The 17595-nt window shown below is 52.8% G+C and carries 25 protein-coding genes; 22 read left to right on the top strand and 3 right to left on the bottom strand.

What is annotated here, in order from left to right; translation table 11 throughout:
* The first annotated feature begins 66 nt into the window (after window positions 1-66).
* The 3 genes from B7994_RS07380 (at window position 67) to B7994_RS07370 (ending at window position 3592) form a co-directional block, all read left to right on the top strand.
* The gene (locus B7994_RS07380) at window positions 67-1548 is read left to right on the top strand and encodes a DUF935 domain-containing protein (protein ID WP_088637833.1); all 1482 of its coding nucleotides are present in this window, start codon (window positions 67-69) and stop codon (window positions 1546-1548) included.
* Complete coding sequence (locus B7994_RS07375) at window positions 1541-2926, top strand: phage minor head protein (RefSeq protein WP_088637832.1); 1386 nt, start codon at window positions 1541-1543, stop codon at window positions 2924-2926. Before B7994_RS07380 ends, B7994_RS07375 begins: the two co-directional genes overlap by 8 nt.
* 132 nt (window positions 2927-3058) lie before the next feature.
* Window positions 3059-3592, top strand: a complete 534-nt coding sequence (locus B7994_RS07370; protein ID WP_158213107.1) for a phage virion morphogenesis protein — start codon at window positions 3059-3061, stop codon at window positions 3590-3592.
* A 2-nt stretch (window positions 3593-3594) separates the two neighbouring features.
* On the opposite strand, the gene B7994_RS07365 is transcribed toward B7994_RS07370, so the two are convergent.
* On the bottom strand, window positions 3595-3891 hold the full coding sequence (locus tag B7994_RS07365) for a Mor transcription activator family protein (protein WP_144063793.1): 297 nt from the start codon (window positions 3889-3891) through the stop codon (window positions 3595-3597).
* 69 nt (window positions 3892-3960) lie between these two features.
* Here B7994_RS07365 and B7994_RS07360 point away from each other — a divergent pair, with 69 nt between their 5' ends.
* Entirely contained in the window at window positions 3961-4479 is a 519-nt protein-coding gene (locus B7994_RS07360; protein WP_088637829.1) for a hypothetical protein, read from the top strand.
* On the opposite strand, the gene B7994_RS07355 is transcribed toward B7994_RS07360, so the two are convergent.
* Both B7994_RS07355 and B7994_RS07350 read right to left on the bottom strand, forming a co-directional pair.
* Window positions 4450-5202, bottom strand: a complete 753-nt coding sequence (locus tag B7994_RS07355) for a hypothetical protein (protein ID WP_088637828.1) — start codon at window positions 5200-5202, stop codon at window positions 4450-4452. The genes B7994_RS07360 and B7994_RS07355 overlap by 30 nt on opposite strands.
* Window positions 5203-5231: 29 nt before the next feature.
* Entirely contained in the window at window positions 5232-5756 is a 525-nt protein-coding gene (locus B7994_RS07350) for a hypothetical protein (RefSeq protein WP_088637827.1), read from the bottom strand.
* A gap of 84 nt (window positions 5757-5840) precedes the next feature.
* Between B7994_RS07350 and B7994_RS07345 the strand changes: the two genes are divergently transcribed.
* The 18 genes from B7994_RS07345 to B7994_RS07275 all read left to right on the top strand — a co-directional run bounded on the left by B7994_RS07345 (window position 5841) and on the right by B7994_RS07275 (window position 17579).
* Complete coding sequence (locus tag B7994_RS07345) at window positions 5841-6023, top strand: hypothetical protein (protein WP_073323795.1); 183 nt, start codon at window positions 5841-5843, stop codon at window positions 6021-6023.
* Window positions 6023-6826 carry a BRO family protein gene (locus tag B7994_RS07340; protein WP_088637826.1) on the top strand — a complete coding sequence of 268 codons (804 nt, stop codon included), beginning with the start codon at window positions 6023-6025 and terminating at the stop codon, window positions 6824-6826. The genes B7994_RS07345 and B7994_RS07340 overlap by 1 nt, the downstream gene beginning before the upstream one ends.
* A gap of 45 nt (window positions 6827-6871) precedes the next feature.
* Window positions 6872-7039 (top strand): hypothetical protein, encoded by a 168-nt coding sequence (locus B7994_RS14080; RefSeq protein WP_158213106.1) that lies wholly within the window; start codon window positions 6872-6874, stop codon window positions 7037-7039.
* On the top strand, window positions 7039-8988 hold the full coding sequence (locus tag B7994_RS07335; protein ID WP_088637825.1) for a Mu transposase C-terminal domain-containing protein: 1950 nt from the start codon (window positions 7039-7041) through the stop codon (window positions 8986-8988). Before B7994_RS14080 ends, B7994_RS07335 begins: the two co-directional genes overlap by 1 nt.
* A complete protein-coding gene (locus B7994_RS07330; RefSeq protein ID WP_088637824.1) occupies window positions 8988-9182 on the top strand; it encodes a hypothetical protein in 195 nt (64 codons plus the stop codon). Before B7994_RS07335 ends, B7994_RS07330 begins: the two co-directional genes overlap by 1 nt.
* A 121-nt stretch (window positions 9183-9303) precedes the next feature.
* A complete protein-coding gene (locus tag B7994_RS07325) occupies window positions 9304-10200 on the top strand; it encodes an AAA family ATPase (protein ID WP_088637823.1) in 897 nt (298 codons plus the stop codon).
* Window positions 10201-10206: 6 nt separating this feature from the next.
* Window positions 10207-10674, top strand: a complete 468-nt coding sequence (locus tag B7994_RS07320; RefSeq protein WP_088637822.1) for a regulatory protein GemA — start codon at window positions 10207-10209, stop codon at window positions 10672-10674.
* A 4-nt stretch (window positions 10675-10678) separates the two neighbouring features.
* Window positions 10679-11344 (top strand): DUF3164 family protein, encoded by a 666-nt coding sequence (locus B7994_RS07315; RefSeq protein WP_158213105.1) that lies wholly within the window; start codon window positions 10679-10681, stop codon window positions 11342-11344.
* Window positions 11334-11519 carry a hypothetical protein gene (locus B7994_RS07310; RefSeq protein WP_073323805.1) on the top strand — a complete coding sequence of 62 codons (186 nt, stop codon included), beginning with the start codon at window positions 11334-11336 and terminating at the stop codon, window positions 11517-11519. The genes B7994_RS07315 and B7994_RS07310 overlap by 11 nt, the downstream gene beginning before the upstream one ends.
* Window positions 11519-11662 carry a hypothetical protein gene (locus B7994_RS14075; protein WP_158213104.1) on the top strand — a complete coding sequence of 48 codons (144 nt, stop codon included), beginning with the start codon at window positions 11519-11521 and terminating at the stop codon, window positions 11660-11662. Before B7994_RS07310 ends, B7994_RS14075 begins: the two co-directional genes overlap by 1 nt.
* 122 nt (window positions 11663-11784) lie before the next feature.
* Entirely contained in the window at window positions 11785-12237 is a 453-nt protein-coding gene (locus B7994_RS07305; protein WP_088637820.1) for a hypothetical protein, read from the top strand.
* Window positions 12234-12371 carry a hypothetical protein gene (locus B7994_RS14070; RefSeq protein ID WP_158213103.1) on the top strand — a complete coding sequence of 46 codons (138 nt, stop codon included), beginning with the start codon at window positions 12234-12236 and terminating at the stop codon, window positions 12369-12371. The genes B7994_RS07305 and B7994_RS14070 overlap by 4 nt, the downstream gene beginning before the upstream one ends.
* A complete protein-coding gene (locus B7994_RS07300) occupies window positions 12368-12877 on the top strand; it encodes a DUF1353 domain-containing protein (RefSeq protein ID WP_158213102.1) in 510 nt (169 codons plus the stop codon). Before B7994_RS14070 ends, B7994_RS07300 begins: the two co-directional genes overlap by 4 nt.
* Before the next feature lie 121 nt (window positions 12878-12998).
* Window positions 12999-13532: a peptidoglycan recognition family protein gene (locus B7994_RS07295; RefSeq protein ID WP_088637818.1), complete on the top strand. Its 534-nt coding sequence runs from the start codon at window positions 12999-13001 to the stop codon at window positions 13530-13532.
* Between the two features lie 12 nt (window positions 13533-13544).
* Entirely contained in the window at window positions 13545-13922 is a 378-nt protein-coding gene (locus B7994_RS07290) for an ASCH domain-containing protein (protein ID WP_088637817.1), read from the top strand.
* Between the two features lie 17 nt (window positions 13923-13939).
* Window positions 13940-14749, top strand: coding sequence for a DUF3850 domain-containing protein (locus tag B7994_RS07285; RefSeq protein ID WP_158213101.1), 810 nt, complete (start codon window positions 13940-13942; stop codon window positions 14747-14749).
* Window positions 14750-15165: 416 nt separating this feature from the next.
* Window positions 15166-16350: an adenine-specific methyltransferase EcoRI family protein gene (locus B7994_RS07280; protein ID WP_088637815.1), complete on the top strand. Its 1185-nt coding sequence runs from the start codon at window positions 15166-15168 to the stop codon at window positions 16348-16350.
* A gap of 14 nt (window positions 16351-16364) precedes the next feature.
* The gene (locus tag B7994_RS07275; protein ID WP_088637814.1) at window positions 16365-17579 is read left to right on the top strand and encodes a DUF262 domain-containing protein; all 1215 of its coding nucleotides are present in this window, start codon (window positions 16365-16367) and stop codon (window positions 17577-17579) included.
* Window positions 17580-17595: the final 16 nt, after the last annotated feature.

Here is a 17595-nt window from a genome sequence, read left to right as displayed (position 1 = left end):
TAGAAAATCAAAATTCAACGAATTTGAACGGCCATTCAACGAGATTAGAAATACACCGAGGACTGCATGAGCAAAAAGACCAAAAATAACCCGAACGAACCCAAGGACAAGCGCGATTTGCAGCTCGCCAAGGAAGTCGCCACCCGAAACGTGGCGGAGTTAGTCACCGGGCTCGACTACCTCCCGAACCCCGACACCATCCTAAAGAACAACGGTGGCAACATCAAGGTCTATCGCGAAATGATAGACGCCCACCTTGACGCGGTGAAAAACAAGCGCTTTGCATCCATCACCAGCCGAGCCTGGACAATCGACGGAAGCAAGGGCGACCAGAAAAAGGCAAAGTTTGTCGAGGAATACCTCTGGAACATCGACCTCCGAAACGTCATATCGCAGATGCTCGAAGCGATCGGCTTCGGATATGCCGTACACGAAATCGTGTGGAACACAGTCCAGACCGATCTGGGCACGCTCATACTCCCCACCGCAATCAAGGACCGCAAGCAGGAATGGTTCAAGTTCGATAGCGACAGCAAGCTGCTCTTGCAGACCAACGACGGTTCGCGCCGTGAAATGCCCGAGCGCAAGTTCCTTGTCACCCGCAACCGCCCCACCACGGCGAACCCATACGGAAACGCGGTATATTCCCGCTGCTTCTGGCCACTCGCCTTCAAGAAGGGTGGTCTCAAGTTCTGGATGCTTTTTGTCGAAAAATACGGTATGCCCAAGGCAATCGGCAAGGTCCCGCCGACGGCAACCGAAAAGGAACAGCAAGACTTCCTCAAAATGCTCGTGGGCCTTGTCCGCGATGCAGTCGCAGTCATCCCGCAGACCGGCTCCGTGGAACTCCTGGAAGCAGGCGCGGCAAACGCGAACCCGCACAAGGCAATCGTCGATTGGGCAGACCAGGCGATGTCAAAGGCGTGGCTCGGCGAAACGCTCACCACCGAGCAGACAAGTTCCGGCGGCACCCAGGCGATGGCCACCGTCCACAACGATGTCCGCGCAGACCTCGCCCTCGACGATGCCGCGATGATCGAGTCCAGCATCAACCAGCTCATCCGCTGGATTTACGAAATCAACTGGCCAAACGAAAAGGAAATCCCGTGGATGAACATCATCCTCCCGGAAGACCTTCAAGAAGCACGACTCAATCGCGATATCAAGCTCACGCAGCTCGGCGTCAAGTTCAACGCCCAGTATATCACCGACATTTACGGCATCGACGAAAAGTATTTCGAGATGACAGAAGTCCAGCCGCAGGGCGGAATGTTCGCCGAACATGATGACGATTGCCACTGCTTTGCCGAAGGTGGTATCAAGACCAAAATCGAGAAGATGATCCAGGACCTTTCTGCAGAAGACTTGCAGGAACAGATTGAAGAACTGGCAAGGCCCATCATCGACCTTGCGGAACACTGCGGCAACTATGAACAGTTCGAAGAAGAACTCTACAAGATTCTCCCGAACCTTAGCAGCAAGAAAATGGACGACGCGGTAACGAAGTGTCTACTGCTCTCCGAAATGCAGGGCCGTACCGATGCCTGATAAAAGCGAACTGCAAGCCATGATCAATGCCGCCTGGAAGATGGAGCCGAAGAACGCCATCGATTTCTTCAAGAAGAAACAGGTGAAGGCGGTATTGACAGCGAAGGAAGCCCAGAAGAGACCCAAGGGCGTTTTCGGTCATTGGGACTGGACGGACACCATGCGTGAACAGCACGACAGGGTTTTCGTCGTTTCGAAGGCTACATCGATTGCATTAGTCAAGGACATCAAGAAATCAATCCAAGCCGCGATAAAGAATGGAACCTCCTATCAGGACTTTGCGAACGACATCATTCCGACTTTAAAGAAAAGGGGATGGTGGGGTGATGTCAACGCCGTCAACCCCGAAACAGGAAAAACAAAACAAATCGTAGTAGACCATCGCCGTTTAAGGACCATATACGGCACCAACATGAAAACCGCATACGATGCAGGCAAATACAAGGAGATGATGGAAGAGGCCGACATCGCACCGTATTGGCGTTTCGTTGCCATTCCAAAGGGTCCGCTGAACCCGCACCCAAGAGAAAGCCACGCGGCTCTGCACAACATGGTTCTCCGGTACGACGACCCGTTCTGGGAAGTTTTCTTCGGGCACAAGGGCTGGAACTGTCACTGTTCTACCAAGTCCTACACAAAGCAGGGCATCAAGAAACTTTACGGGAAGTCAGCCGATGAAGTAGTCCAGAAGAGCAAGCCCGAAAATTTTGTAAGCAAGACCGAGACCATTCAGGGCAAGCAGATAACCACCCGCGGCTATAAGGTCGGCGGCAAGGAAATTTACCCCGATGCTGGTTGGGACTATGCCCCCGGAGCCTACAGTTACAGGCACCAGGAATACCTGAAACAGACCATCGACATGATTGATGGAAAGGATGCAAAGTACGAACTCACCAAACAGCAAAAGCAGGAAATACAGAAAAACTTCAAGGAAATGGTGAAAATCGACGCTTCCGTAGATAGGGTTGAATCACAATATAAATCGATGGTTGCCGCCGGAATTTTGGAAGGTGCCGTAGAGACTTTCTGCCAGAAAAATTTCAGCCAATTAAAATCGCCCATCATAACGTTTGACCAAATGAGAATAAGGCACACTCTACGCGAAGCGGAAAAACATACCGGATTAACAAAGGAAACGCTAGAAAAGGTGCCTGAACTTCTGGACGAATACACTCCAGCTTACAAGATTGACTCAAATAATGGTCAAGTTTTCTTCTTCTCGAAACCTTATGAGATTGTTGAAAACGGAACGAAGAAGAGAAAAAGAAACAAAATCGTTATTGGCTTTGATGAAAGAACAAAAACGATGACCTACAAAACCGGATATGTCGTTGATGATCGAGATTTTTACGAAAATCACAAACCAATAAAAAAATAGGATATGTCAATGGACCGTCGTCTTCCCATTATACGATGAGCATAGCTTAGTATGACCACCCAAGTGTCCGGCTTTTACACTTACTCACATATCCTATACCCCTAATATACCACTTTTTCAGGAGAAATGCAAATGATTAATGCTGAAATCGATGACAAAAATTGCAAAATCACGCTAAAAGGCATCGATAACAAGGCAAAAGACATGTCCACGGCAATGAAAATCATCGCCAAGGACCTGCAAAGCTCCATCGAATACAACTTCGAGGTAGGCGGTCGTTACAGTTCCAAGGACTCCTTTATCGGTGGTAACAAAAAGTGGGTAATCAGCAAGTACGGCAAGGGCCGCCTGATATCAAGGGGAACGGGCGGGTCGAACTTGTCGGGTTCATTCGTCAAGTCCAGCACCAAGGATAGTGCCACGGTTGGCACAAACAAGGTTTACGCCCGCATACTCAACTTCGGCGGCAAGACAAGTGCGCACGATATATGGCATCGGAATAACAAGGCGCTCGCCTTTATGCGTAACGGAACAAAGGTATTCTACGGAAAGGTCCACCACCCAGGGTCAAACATCCCTGCACGCCCATATATGGTGGTGCAGCCCGAAGACATCGAAGGATTCAAGGAAACACTCTTGGAACACTTGACGGAGGGAATCAAATGACCCTAGAACAGGCTAAGCTGCCCCGACTGCTCGGGCTTCTTCTCGACAAAGTTCATATACCTGTAGATCGTTCGCTCGCTGAGACCCGTTTCAAACGCAAGCTGGTGAACGGGCTTGTCGAAATTGTCGCGCATATAGCGGCGCACTGCGTTGGGCGTCATCCGGGCTGGGCAGGCTACATGGTTGCCCGCGAACTTCTTCCAGATACGTTTGGCGACATCGAGCCCCAAGGACTTCGCGACCCATTTCAAGTCCTCGTTAGGCAAGTCATCAACTGTAAGGGAATCCCAGACGCTCATTCTGTATTGCAAATATAATCAAATTGCGTGAAAAAAACAACAACATAAAAAATCTTCAAGGGAAAAAGCATGAACGACTTCACGACATTCGAACGCACCGCACCCGTCGGTGACGACAACGACCCCATAAGAAAGCACATGAAAAAGTTCAAGTGCCAAGCCTGCAAGAAGGACAAGTTTCACATCCCGCTTAAAACCGTTGACGGGCGCACCGTCTGCATCCATTGCTGCATGACCGGCAAGGGACAGGACATCGTCCTGGACAAGCGAACCGTGGACGCCCTGGAAGCAGTCGCCAACCGCATTAACGGCCACGACAACTACCCGCCAAAGGAAACTAATCAAATTGAAGACAAGGAAAAGAAATCAATATGGAAAACATTTAAGCAGGATTTTCGTTTTCTTTTTTCGTGGCGCACGTGGAAAGACATCTTCAGTTACGCCAAAGAAAAAACAGCCTGCTATCTTAGAGATGACGCCTTTAGACGCTGCTTGGAATTGTACGGACTCATTTTTTTTATTGCCTTTTGCGCCTGTGCAATAAGGTTCTCAAAAGCATTAGAACCTTTCAGACAGTTCTTTTCTTAGGCCAGTAATGAACGGGTCAAATTCTTCGACAAACTTCTTGATTTCGGCATCGTCAATGTCGTATATACGGCGCCGAAATTTGCCCAGCTCTTCATAGAGGTTTTTGCAGACGGTAGCATTGAGTTCTGGGTGGACTACGGAACCAAAGAACCTCACCATCATTTCTTTCACGGCAATTTCAACCAAGGTAATATGGACAACATCAAATTCGTCATTGACAAACTTGACAAGGATGTGATACATCCTGAGGGAGTTGTTGGAATCTTCCGTTATCTTGGCTTGCGCGAGAATAGCGAACAGCATTTTGTTCGTGACGGTCGCCGACCTCAACGAAATGGCGTCCATTTCCTTTCGGCATTTTTCCAAGTTCTTTTTCTGCTCGTCCTCAAATCTTGCGATAGCCTTGCTGGTTTCGTCTTCAACGCCACGCCTCGTTTCTTCCTTTATCCGACCTATAGTCCATCTAGTATTTATAAGGTAGGCGACTCCTACGACAGCGCAGAAAATGGAAACGAAAACGCCAAGCAAAAACTTGACATCATCGAACGCATTTACATAGAACTCCTGCGACTTGTTCAGAAGGTCAATAGTGAAGACCGAATCAAGTTGCACCTTCACGGTATCGAAGGTGCGGACCGTATCGAACGACACGGTATGCACCGTATCGTAGACAACGGTGTGAACGGTATCATAGACTGTTTGGCACATGCTGCTGGAAGACATTCAGAACCTCAACTCGATAATATTCCCCGCTACGCGGTAGCTTGGGCGGGGGGTGCTTCGGGTTCGGCGGGGGCTTGGGTGGTGGTGGCGTGGCGGGAGCTCAGGGCGAGGGCGACGACCTGGTTGAAGAGGCGGGAGAGCTCCTCGACAGTGGGCGTGGCGGTGCCCTGCCGCCAGGAGTCGAGCGTGGCGGGGCTTACCCCCACGAGCTGGGCGAGGCGGCTTGCGGGCGTGTTCGACAGCTCAAGAGCGCCTGAAATGTCTAAAATTCCACTATTTTCAGATTCCCCCTTGACATTTGAGGAATCTTTGATTAATTCATCTTTGATTAAATTGTCGTTTTTTTGCGAAAGCCATTCAAAAAAGCCGACATCTTCAAGTCTTTCGCGCCAAGATGCGCCAAAAGGACGCTTACCAGATAGGCTTTGCGTTAGGTTTGGCTGACTTACGCCTATAGCTTCAGCAAGTTTTTTCAGGGTTCCAAACCGCTCGGAGGCAAAATTTCGAACATTTTCCGAAGAAAAATTAATCTTTTTTGAATTTTCTCTTGACATTTGATTAATCTTTGATTAATTTTGGAATGTAGTAGTAATTAACCACCACTACAAAAAGTTAAAAAAGACGAGGAACTTTTCCAAATGGATAAAAATCTTACAGTGACGAAATTCTCATGGCGCAAGGCCGCCGAAAGGGTTTCCGAAATCGCCGGAAAGCCCTATAGCGCCCAATACATAAGGGAAGTAGCCACTGGCTACCGCACCAACAACCAGCTTACCCCCATCCTCAAGGACCTGGGGCTCACCACCAAAGGAGTCGCATAATGATCAAGAAAATTTTCGACGAAGAACCCGAAAATGCCGAGACCTGCTCTAACGAATCGTTAGACCAGCTCCCCGAAAAAGAACCCGAAATCCAGGGCGAAGGTGATACCGACTTCGACCGTGAAGTCCGTGGCGAGACCCTGCCCGCCGTCAAGGAAGAACCGCCCAAGGCAGAAGAGCTCGACCCGACCACCGCGACCGCGCTCAAGCTGCGCTACCGTATCTTCAACGGAGCCGATATCCGTATGGTGCAGGACGAGAACAAGGAAGTGTGGTTCGTCGCCAACGACGTGTGCAAGGTTCTCGGCTACAAGAACACCAAGGCGGCAATCGCCGCTCACTGCGACAAGGTGACCGACTCGAAGGACATGGTGGAAGGCGAAACCGAACTCTGCAAGAAGATCACGGTCAAGGACGCCAACGGACAAGGCCGTGCTATGATCGCCATCAACGAACCCGACCTCTACCGTCTCATCATGCGTAGCCGCATGCCCGACGCCCGCAAGTTCGAGAAGTGGGTCGTCGAAGACGTGCTCCCGACCATCCGCAAGACGGGCAAGTACGCCGTGCGCCGCAAAATCGACTACGCGGCGGCCACCGACGCCACGACGGTCGCCCCTGCCGAAGAGTCCGTGCAGTGCGAACTGTTCCCCAACATGATGCCGTCGATGACCTTCCCGAAGCCCTTGACCGAAAAAATCAACGCCGCGAAGCTCAAGCTCTACAACGAGGGCCACACGTTCCCCAACAACAAGGAGTTCGTGAAGTTCCTCATCACCCGCGCACTCGACCAGCTGGAATAGCCGACCAAGCACGCCCTTAAACTTCCACTCACAAGGAGATCCACAATGACTACGAGCATCCCTCTTCACACCATCGTTCCCGTATCGCTCAACCGAAACTGCGACATCTGCGGCAAGGAAGCACGCATCACCGTGAACCAGGACCACTTCTGCGGCGAATGCATGCGCACCAAGCGCGTCCGTGCATTCTACATCGGAAGGGCTAGCCGCTAATGAAACCGATCTGGATTAGTTCAACGAAGGCAGCGGAGCTTCTCGGGATATCCGACAGGCAGGTTCGCCGTAGCGTCTCCATGTGGAACTACCGCTGGAGCGAAAAGGACGGGCGCAAGGTTCTCGAAATCGATGTCCGCAGCCTTCCCGCCGAGGCCTCGAACCGCTATGTCCAGGAGACCCTGCCCGAAGCCCCCGAAGTCGCCACCCGCGCAGAGGACGTGGAGACGGTCATCAGAAGCTATGACCGCGCCACCGACCGCGCAAAGAAGAACTTCGACAAGTGGACTCTCATTTTGCTCAAGTGCGAAGGCATCACGGGCACAAAGGAACTCGGGCGTTTCGTGGACGAGTGGAACAAGGCCCACCCCGAAATGAAGACGAGCATCAAGAGCATCTACCGCCAGCGCGCCTCGGTCGAGGACGGCGGCAAGATTTCGCTCATCAACCACCGCGAGACCATGCGCTCCACCGTGACCGACACGATGTTCGACGACTTCAAGACCGCCTACCTTACCGCAAACAAGCTGAGCGCGTTTTCCAGCTGGATGATTGCGTTCGGCAAGGCGAAGGAACGCGGCGAATGCAAGGGCGAAGACGATTTCCCGAGCAAGTCGGCATTCGTGCGCAGGCTCAAGAGCGAGTTCGCCCCCGATGTCATCTACTTTGCCCGCGAAGGCAAGAAGAAGTTCTACGATAACAAGGGCTACCACCTGGACCGCGACTACTCCGACCTGAAGGCGGGGCAGGTGTGGGTAGGCGATACCCGCACATGGGACGTGTTCGTGAAGGTGCAGGGGCAAGAAAAGCCCGCCACCTGCTACATCACGCTGTTCATGGACTTCAAGACCTACATGCCCATGGGCTGGTGTCTGCACCACGACGCCCCGGGCACCGAGAACACCCTGCGTGCCATGCGCAACGGCATCGAACGCTACGGTCTTCCGGAAGAAATCTACGTGGACAACGGTCGAGAATACCGTAACCGCGACTTCTCCGGCCAAAGCCGTGGTCACCAGATTGTGGAAGACGAGCAGTATGCCGAATCCATGGCAAGCCGCCTCGGCATCAAGATGCACTTCGCCATAGTCCGCAACGCCCGCGCAAAGATCATTGAACGCAACTTCTTGATCATTAAAGGAAGCCTTGATAAGCTATTCAATAGCTACAAGGGCGGCAACGTGGTCGAGAAGCCGGAGCCCCTGAAGGGCGTGCTCAAGCGTGGCGACTTCGCCACCTGGGAAGAGTTCTACGACATGGCGCAGGACTACATGCAGAACGTGTTCCCCGGACTCCCTTGCCAGGGCAAGCACCACAACGGCAAAACGCGTTCTCAGCTCTGGAACGAAGAAATCGTGAAGCGCGAACCCATGCGCAGGGTGAGCCGCGAGACTCTCTCCATGCTGGTGAGCCGCACCGTGTCGGGCCGCATCATGCACATGGGCTTCCACCTGGCACAGCTCGACACCTGGTACTGGGCGGAATGGATGCCGGTATGGAAGGGCCGCGAGGTCATCTTCCGCTACGACCCCGACGACATGCGCACCGCCTGGTGCTACGACCTGAACAAGAAGCTTATCGGCGAATGCACCCTGCAGAGCGCCGTGGGTGCCATGGTCAAGGACGACGATGCCGTGGGCAAGGCGCAGATTGCCGAAGGTGTCGCCCGCAAGCGCCACGAAGAGAAGCTCCTCAAGGAAATCTGCCCCGACATGAAGAAGGAGCAGGCGGCGGAATACATCAGCGCCATGCGCAGCGCCGTGGGCCCGCAGGACATCTTCGTGCCGCAGGGCCCCACGCACCTCACGCGCCACGACAAGGACGCGCAGGAACTCAAGGCAGACAAGAAGGTCGGTAACGCCGACATCTACAACATCTTCGACGGCGACGTGGAAGAAAAGCCCAGCACCGACCTATGGGACGAACTCACCACAAGCGAGGCAATGTAATGGACAAGAACATCGACCCGGGCACCATGCTCAAGATCTACCACGCCGTGGCAGGGCCCGTCGCCAAGAACAACGTGGAAAAGGCGCTCCGCATCATCAGGAACGGCGGCAAGATGCCGCCCTGCCTGATGAAAAGCGAAATCCGCACCTACTTCCGGGTAAAGGAACGGATCGCCGAACACGGACTCATCTAAAGATTTGCTCAAGACTTCGCCAATGGGGGCAGGCACACTTTGCCGCAACACAACACTTGTCTCCCTGAAAACCGCCCCCGGAGGCACCCCTTTTTAACCCAGCAACCATAAAGGATAGAATATGGACGCAATCATCAAGCAACTCAAGGACTACATGGTCCGAAACGGGGCCTCGCAGACCAAGGTGGCGAACGCCATGGGCATAAGCCCCGCCACGCTCAGCTACTTCATCAAGGGCACCTACACCGGCGACATCGACGCCATCTGCGACAAGGTGAAGGACTTCCTCGAAATCGAGGCGCAGCGCGACACCATCAAGCAGAGCGAAGGCATCGTGCAGACCAAGTGCTTCAAGACCATCCACAAGTTCTGCTCGCTGGTGCTCAGCCACCAGATTTGCGGCATGCTCACGGGTGACGCGGGCTGCGGCAAGACCACCGCGCTCAAGGCATTCGCCAAGGCCCACCCGAGCGTCATCCTTATCGAGGCGGACCACGGCTACACCGCCAAGGCTCTCTTCGACGAGCTCTGCGCAGAACTCGGTCTCGACGAACGCGGAAGCCTGCACGAAAAGCTCGTGCGCGTCGTGAACAAGCTGAACGACTCGGGCCGTCTGGTCATCATCGACGAGGCCGAGCACCTGCCCTACCGTGCGCTCGAACTCATCCGCCGCGTCCACGACAAGGCGGGCGTCGGCATCGCTCTCTGCGGCATGCCGCGCCTCGAAAAGAATGTCCAGGGCGACAAGAACCACTACGCCCAGCTGAACAGCCGCATCAGCGCACCGTGCAGGGCGAAGCTCCTGGACAACGCCGACGTGAAGGCGTTCATCGAGAGCCGTTTCCCCAAGTACGAAGGCAACTGCATCGAACGCGCCGCCCAGATCTGCCGCCGCAACTTCCGCCTGCTCTCGCACCTTGTAATGTGGAGCAAGGAACTTATGCGCAACAACGACCGCGACACGCTCGACAACGAAATCCTCGAAAGCGCATCCCAGATGCTCGTAGTGGCAAGGTAGGGCAAGATGACTACTCCAGCCGACAAGAGGGCCGAACAGTACAGGCAAATCCACGGCCTTGTGCGCCTGCTCGGGATGAACGACGAAGCCTACCGCGACATGCTGCGCGACCGCTACCAGGTCGAAAGTTCCAAGCAGCTCTCGACACAGCAGCGCAGCTCGCTCATCGCAAGCCTGCGCACGCAGGTCCACGCGGGGGCCACCAAGTTCGCGCACCTCTCCGGCAGGGCGAAGCACAAGGCGAGCCCCGCACAGCTCCGCGCCATCGAGGCGATGTGGGCGCAGGTCAGCCGCGCAGAGACTTCCGAAGAACGCCGCAAGGCGCTGAACGCATTCTGCAAGCGCCTCACCGGGGTCGATGTCATCACCTGGATCTGCAAGGACGACGCGAAGACGCTCATCAAGGCGATACAGGCCATGGGGGCGCAGAGCCCCGAAGAATTTAACCGAAACAAGAACAACAACCAGAGGTAAACCTATGGCAACAAAAGACAAAGACGGGAACTGGCTCGACGAGAAGGGACGCCCCATCCCCGAGCAGTACATTCCCGCGACAGACAAGAAGCGCGACGCCCTTGTCGAGCGCACCTTCAAGAAGGTCGTGAAGCTCGCCGAGAAAATCGCGGAACACCGTATCGAAATCGAAGGCAGCATCGACAAGTACCTCGAAGAACTCGCGAAGGAGAACCGCACCCGCGAGAACTGGAAGGGAAACATCCTGCTCTACAACTTCGACAAGTCGCTTGTCATCGAGCGCCGCATCAACGACCACATCGGCTTCGACGAACGCCTCCAGATGGTGAAGACCCTGGTGGACAAGTGGATCGCAAGCCGCCTCGACGGCATCGACGACAACCTCGGCAAGGTCATCGCCCAGGCATTCAACGTGGACAAGCAGGGCCGCGTGAACACCGCCATGCTCATGAAGCTCCTGAACCTCGAAATCGAGGATTCCGAATGGAAGAAGGCCATGCGCATGCTGAAAGAGTCGATCATCGTCAAGTCCTCCAAGCAGTCCACCACCTTCAAGCGGAAGGTGAAGACCGAGGCTGGCGAGACCTGGGAAGTCATCGTGCTCAACTTCAACGACGTGCCGCGCCCCGCAGCACCCGCAAAGAAAAAGGAAAAGAAAGATGCCGAATAGCGAAACCTACAGGACACTCGACCTTTTCCGCGACCAGCTCGAACTCGAAGCCGACTCCCAGTTCGGCTACGCGGTCGTGCTCAGGCAGAACCAAGGCAAGCCGCTCCTCCGGGGCGTGGGCTCCACCCCGCACAAGGCGATGGAAGACCTTGCCGAAACGTGGGAGAAGGGCTAGTGACCAAACAACAAATCTTCCCGCTGGTACTCATCATCCTCGACCTTTTGGCAGCCGTCGTCTACGGAGTGACAGACATGAACGTGCGCAAGGTCGTCTACTGGGTAGCGGCGGCAGTTCTCACGATTACCGTCACGTTTTGAGCCATTGTCGTGGCGGTAGTCTTTGGGCGGTTGCGGTTGGCCACGTGCCGGGAGTTGTGATCCGGACACGGCGGGGTTCGAGCCCCCGCACTGCCCCTAACTAAACAAGAAAAGGAATTGTCATGCAAAACTGGGAAACTCTCATCGCCGACAAAATCGCCATGCACCGTGACAGCTACCGTCCGCAGCGAATAGAAGACCCAGGCAAGCGAAACCAGGCGAATGCAAAGAAACGATGGGCCGAGAAAAACCCTGAAAGGCGCAGGGAAATTCAGCGGAAGCACGACGCGAAGCGAAGAAACGACCCGAAGAGAAAAGCCTGGCAAAAGGAATACGACGCTTCCCCCGAACGCAAGCAGTATCACCAAAAGTATCGCGAAGAAAACAAGGACGAAATCAACGCAAGGCATCGCGAATACAACGCGACCGAGAAGGGAAAGGCGGCAAACAGCAAGTATAACGCACAGTGGCGCGAAAAGAACAAGGAATATGACCGAGAACGTAAGCGCATCTGGTGGAGAAAGAAACACCCAAATCCAGGGCCCATAGGACGCCCCAAAAAGGAAAAAACATGATTCCAAAGAGAGAATACCCCGAATACGTGACATGCAGCTGGTGCGGTCACAAGAAATACTGCAAGCTCGAAGGCCACAAGTGGGTCTGCAAGGCCTGCGACACCACCCACCCCCAAGGAGTCGAACGCAAATGAACCTCGCGTATAAGCCGGAAGTCCCCACCTGGGACAAGTATTCCAGGTGCGAAGAAATGTACAGCATCCGAAACCCGCTCCGCATCGAGATCCAGGCGAAGTGCGTCCCCGGCACTCTGGTCTACCAGATACGCCCCAGCTACGTCACCGACTTCCGCAGCGGCCCTTCCATCGTGAACCCGCTCATCCCGAAAATCGGCGACATCAAGCTCGCGCTCGCGTGGCTCATCCACGATGTCAACTACCACGGCTTCCTCTCGAAGAAACTTGCCGACCGGCTCCTGCTCGAAATGCTCGAACACGCAGGCATGGGCGCTGTCAAGCGCAACGCCGTCTATTACGCCGTCAAGTTCTTCGCCGGTTCACACTACAACACCCTGGAAGAGGACCAGGGCGACATCTACAACCGGAACAAGACGCTGGTGCGCCTGCAATGGCTCGACCAGAACGGCATGACGCTCAAGCGCTTCAACGGCAGGACCATCACCGAAAACGCATTCAGATGATTACGGCAAACGGCATAATCAAGGTCATAAAGACCACGGCAAAGGCGGCCTACTGCGTCGCCTTTGTTGCACTCGCAATAACCGTGCTCTACATGGTTGCAACCTCACTATAGGAGTCGAAATGAACAGCCCGCTAGTATCGCACACAGAGATAAGCCCGAACAGGACAACGCCCCGGAACCACAAGATAGACACCATCACCATCCACTGCACCGCAGGCCACATCAACGTGCGTGCGCTCGGCAAGCTCTTCTCTGCCAAGGGCCGCATGGCGTCAAGCAACTACGGCATCGACGACCTGGGCCACATCGCGCTCTATGTCGATGAAGCCGACCGCAGCTGGTGTTCAAGCAACGCAGCCAACGACAACCGCGCCGTCACCATCGAGGTATCGAGCGACGACACCGCACCGTATGCCGTGACCGCCGAGGCCTTTTCAAGCCTCATTTACTTGGTTGCCGACATCTGCAAGCGTAACGGCATCCAGAAGCTCCGCTGGTTCCACGACAAGACCCTTGTCGGCAAGCTGGACGACAAGGGCGAACCCGTCCAGAACATGACGCTCCACAAGTGGTTCAAGAACAAGGCCTGCCCCGGCCAGTACCTGGAAGAACGCATGTTCGAAATCGCCGCCAAGGTCAACGCGCTACTGTAAAGGAGTCGAAAGATGAAAGAAATCCTGATGAGCATCCACCACAAGTGGGCAGAAATGATCTACAGCGGCGAAAAGACTCTGGAACTCCGCAAGACCGCCCCGAAAGCATTGGACGGCGACGGTTTGAAGGTTTACCTCTACGACACCGACCTGAAAAGCATCACTGGCGTCATATACGTGAATTTTTACCACGAAATCACCGAAATAACGCCCAAAATTGTCGAAAATTCGTGCGTTTCTCTCGATGAAATCGAGAAATACAAGGCAAAAGGCAGGGGTAAGCTCTACGGTTGGGAGATTTGCGGCGTCGATGAATACGGTCCCGATTGGCTCTATCCCGAAGATCTGCACATCAGAAGGGCACCGCAAAGCTGGCAATTCGTGAGGTAAACGCTATGGAATACGTCTTGAAAATCAGAAAAAGGAACTTTGAATCGCTCATGAACGGCGATTTGACCTTCGTCATCCACAAGGTTGACAGGCTCTACTGCGTCGGCGACCGCCTGGTGCTCTTCGAAACCGAAGGCGGCAATGAAACAGGCCGTAGCCTTACCGTGCGTATCACCTTTATCATGCACGCAGAGGACGCCGTAGGCATCAAGGACGATTACTGCGTCGTGTCCGTCAAGCGCTCCGGGAAGAACACCCGCACAAACGTAGGCAACCGCCCTGCAAGCGAAGACGAAGCCGTCGAGTATGCCGCAAAACTCGGCAAGTCCGCAGACTGCGCAAGGCGCTTCTACAACTACTATTCGATGACCGGCTGGAAGATGAAATCCGGGCTTCCGCTCTCCGACTGGCATGCCGCACTCAGGAACTGGAAGGACTTCCAGGGATCTCAGAAGACCCCCGAACAAGCCGAAACCGACAACCAGCTCGAACTCCTGCTCCCCATGCTGCTCAAGAAAACGGCATCGCTCGCTAAGCAGAAAGAAAAGCTCGTCTTCCACGATCCGTTCATCGGCACCGTGCTCCAGTTCTACGGCTTCGACCGCTTCGATTATAACTTCAACGTTTTCGAAGTCCACGAAATGGTCAAGAAATACGCCACCAGCAAAAAACTCGGCACCGGCTGCCCGCAGATGCGCTCCCCGAACCCCTACGGCAAGGGAACGCTCCAGGTGCCCACCATCGAAGAGTTCGCCGCCATACTCCAGAAGAAAAAAGGTGAAAATAATGTTCCGTCCGACCCAAAAGAATCTATATTAAATGTGTAACGCGGAGGTGAAGAATGACACTCCTGATTATAATTGCTTGCTTATGGCTTTTTATTGCTCCCTTGGCCGTGTGCCTTGGTTTTCTTTGGGGCTTCGTCTGGAATAAGATTCTGAAACCGCTCATGGTAAACGGAACTGAAAGCTGATTTCCCAACCCGCAGAATATTTACGGCAGGATGCAAAATCCTGCCTCTTTTTTTGTCTCACGAAAAGTGAAAAACTCAAAAACATGTCCGCACCAAATGTCCGCACCCCATTTTTCAAGAAAAATTCAAAACGCCTTTAACGGCCTAAAAACGCCAACTCTCAAAAAAAAATGTCTCACGAAAAGTGAAACATCTTTTTCTGCAAAATGAAGAAACCGCGAAAATAGCGAAAAAACGGCAAAATCAAAAAACACACATTTTTCGGGTTAAATGAGAAAAGAAAACCCAATAAAATCAAGGGCTCCAGCCGCATTCACTGATTTATTTCTTTTCTCATTACTTCCGCTTTGGCATAACGAGAACGTATTCCGTGGCAAGACCGTTTTGCTTCCTTGCGACGACCCAGAATGGAGCAATTTCACCCGCTACTTTGCGCAGAACTTTGAAAAACTGGGTTTGAAGAAACTCATTTCGACGTCTTACGCCATCGAGTCCAAGAAATACAAAATCAAAGACTGGCAGCCGACGTTGTTCGAACAGCAGGCCCCCTGGTTCGATGTGGACAAGTCGAAAATCAGGGGCAAAATTTTCACGCTCGACCACGACACCAACAAGAATGGTCGCATAGACATTCATGATTTGGAATGGCAATATTTAGAAGGCGATGGTGACTTTCGCTCCGATGAAATCATGCGGTTGCGAGACGAAGCAGACTTCATCATTACCAATCCGCCATTTAGTTTGTTTCGGGAGTTTGTCGCGTGGATTATGGAATCAAAAAAACGTTTCACTGTAATCGGAAACATGAATGCGATTACGTATAAGGAAATTTTTCCATTGTTGAAGGAAAACGAAACTTGGTTAGGAGCGACAATTCATAGTGGAGATAGAGAATTTGGAGTTCCAAAGGAATATCCACTTGAGGCTGCTGGGTGGAGAATTGATGAAAAAGGAAATCACTTTATCAGAGTGAAAGGTGTTCGTTGGTTTACCAACATTGAACATGGTCGTCGTCATGAACCGCTGTCCTTGATGACTGAAGCGGACAACATCAAGTTCAGCAGGCACAAAGAAGTCAAGGGTGTTGGTTACAAACAATACGACAATTACGACGCCATCGAAGTTCCATATACCGACGCAATCCCAAGTGATTACAAGGGCGTGATGGGTGTCCCGATTTCTTTCTTGGACAAGTATTGTCCCGAACAGTTTGAAATTTTGGGAATAACCAAGACATGGTTTGGCGGTGCGAATAAAGTCTATCCTGAACAAATTCAAGTTGACAAGCATGGGAAAAGAAGTCGTGTAACCAAATTAAACGATGGTGCTACAATCGAATTGTCCGAAATTCCCGATGGCGACACGTATTACATTGTGAATGATAAAATGTACCAACAAGTTTATGCCCGTGTCCTTATCAGGCAAAAAGGAGATTCCCGGTCAAGCCGGGAATGACAAGAGGAGGGAAAATGAAAACGCAACTCAAGACCTACACCGTCAAGGAAATCTGCGAAGGCTTTGTCTATAACGAACTCGAAGGCAAGGGCCTGTTCGGGCTTTCGGGAAAACTCACCATCCAGCCGGAATACCAACGTAACTACATCTACGCCGACGGCAAGCGCGATGTCGCCGTCATCGACTCCATGCTCAAGGGCTATCCGCTTGGACTCATCTATTTCAACAAAGTAACGGCAGAAAACAACGAAGCCCGTTTTGAAGTTCTGGACGGTCAGCAGCGCATCACATCAATCGGTCGTTTCTTGACGGGCAAGCTGGCCATTTTTGATACAAACGGCATACCGCAATATTTTTCAGGCTTGAATGCCGAAACTCAACAGCAACTTGAAAACTATGAATTGCTAGTCTATGAATGTGAAGGCGCCGAGACTGAAATCAAGGAATGGTTCAAGACCATCAACATCGCGGGCGTTCCCCTGAACAATCAGGAACTCTTGAACGCAGTCTATTCTGGCGAATTTGTCACTGCCGCGAAGTCCGTCTTCTCCAATTCGCAAAACGCCAACATGCAGAAATGGCAGACTTACGTTTCGGGCGATCCAAGGCGGCAGCAAATTTTGGAAACGGCCCTTGAATGGGTCGCCGCCCACAACAATCTATCCATCGGCGAATATATATCCATGCATCGCCGCGACAAGTCCATCGACGAGCTGAAACTGTATTTCACGACCGTCATCGACTGGATTTCGAGCGTGTTTGAATGCACAGAGTCCGAGATGAAGGGGCTGGAATGGGGACGGCTGTATGAGTCCTACCACGCAACCGCCTACAATCCGGGCGAAATTCAAAAGAAAGTGTTGGCGTTATATGCGGACCCATATGTCAAAGACCGCAAGGGAATTTTCGAATACATCTTGGGTGGCGAACAAGATAAAAAACTTTTGAACATCCGCGTGTTCGATGACGCTACCAAGAAAAGCGTCTATGCGGTGCAAACAGCCAAGGCTCAAACGACAGGAAGATCCAACTGCCCATACTGTGCCATGTCGGAAAATGCGAACAAGAACAAAATCTGGAAACTCGCCGAAATGGACGCCGACCACGTAACCGCATGGAGCAAGGGCGGCGCAACCGACCGCGCCAACTGCGAAATGCTCTGCAAGTCGCATAACCGAGCCAAAGGGAATGGTAGTGTAAATCAAACTGTGTCATCGTCCGTTGTTTGATTCCTTGGCAAAAATT

The sequence above is a fragment of the Fibrobacter sp. UWR2 genome (genome assembly GCF_002210285.1).
In the GTDB taxonomy this organism is placed as follows: domain Bacteria; phylum Fibrobacterota; class Fibrobacteria; order Fibrobacterales; family Fibrobacteraceae; genus Fibrobacter.
Note: the sequence above shows the minus strand (reverse complement) of the source record. Positions and strands in the feature narration are given on the sequence as shown.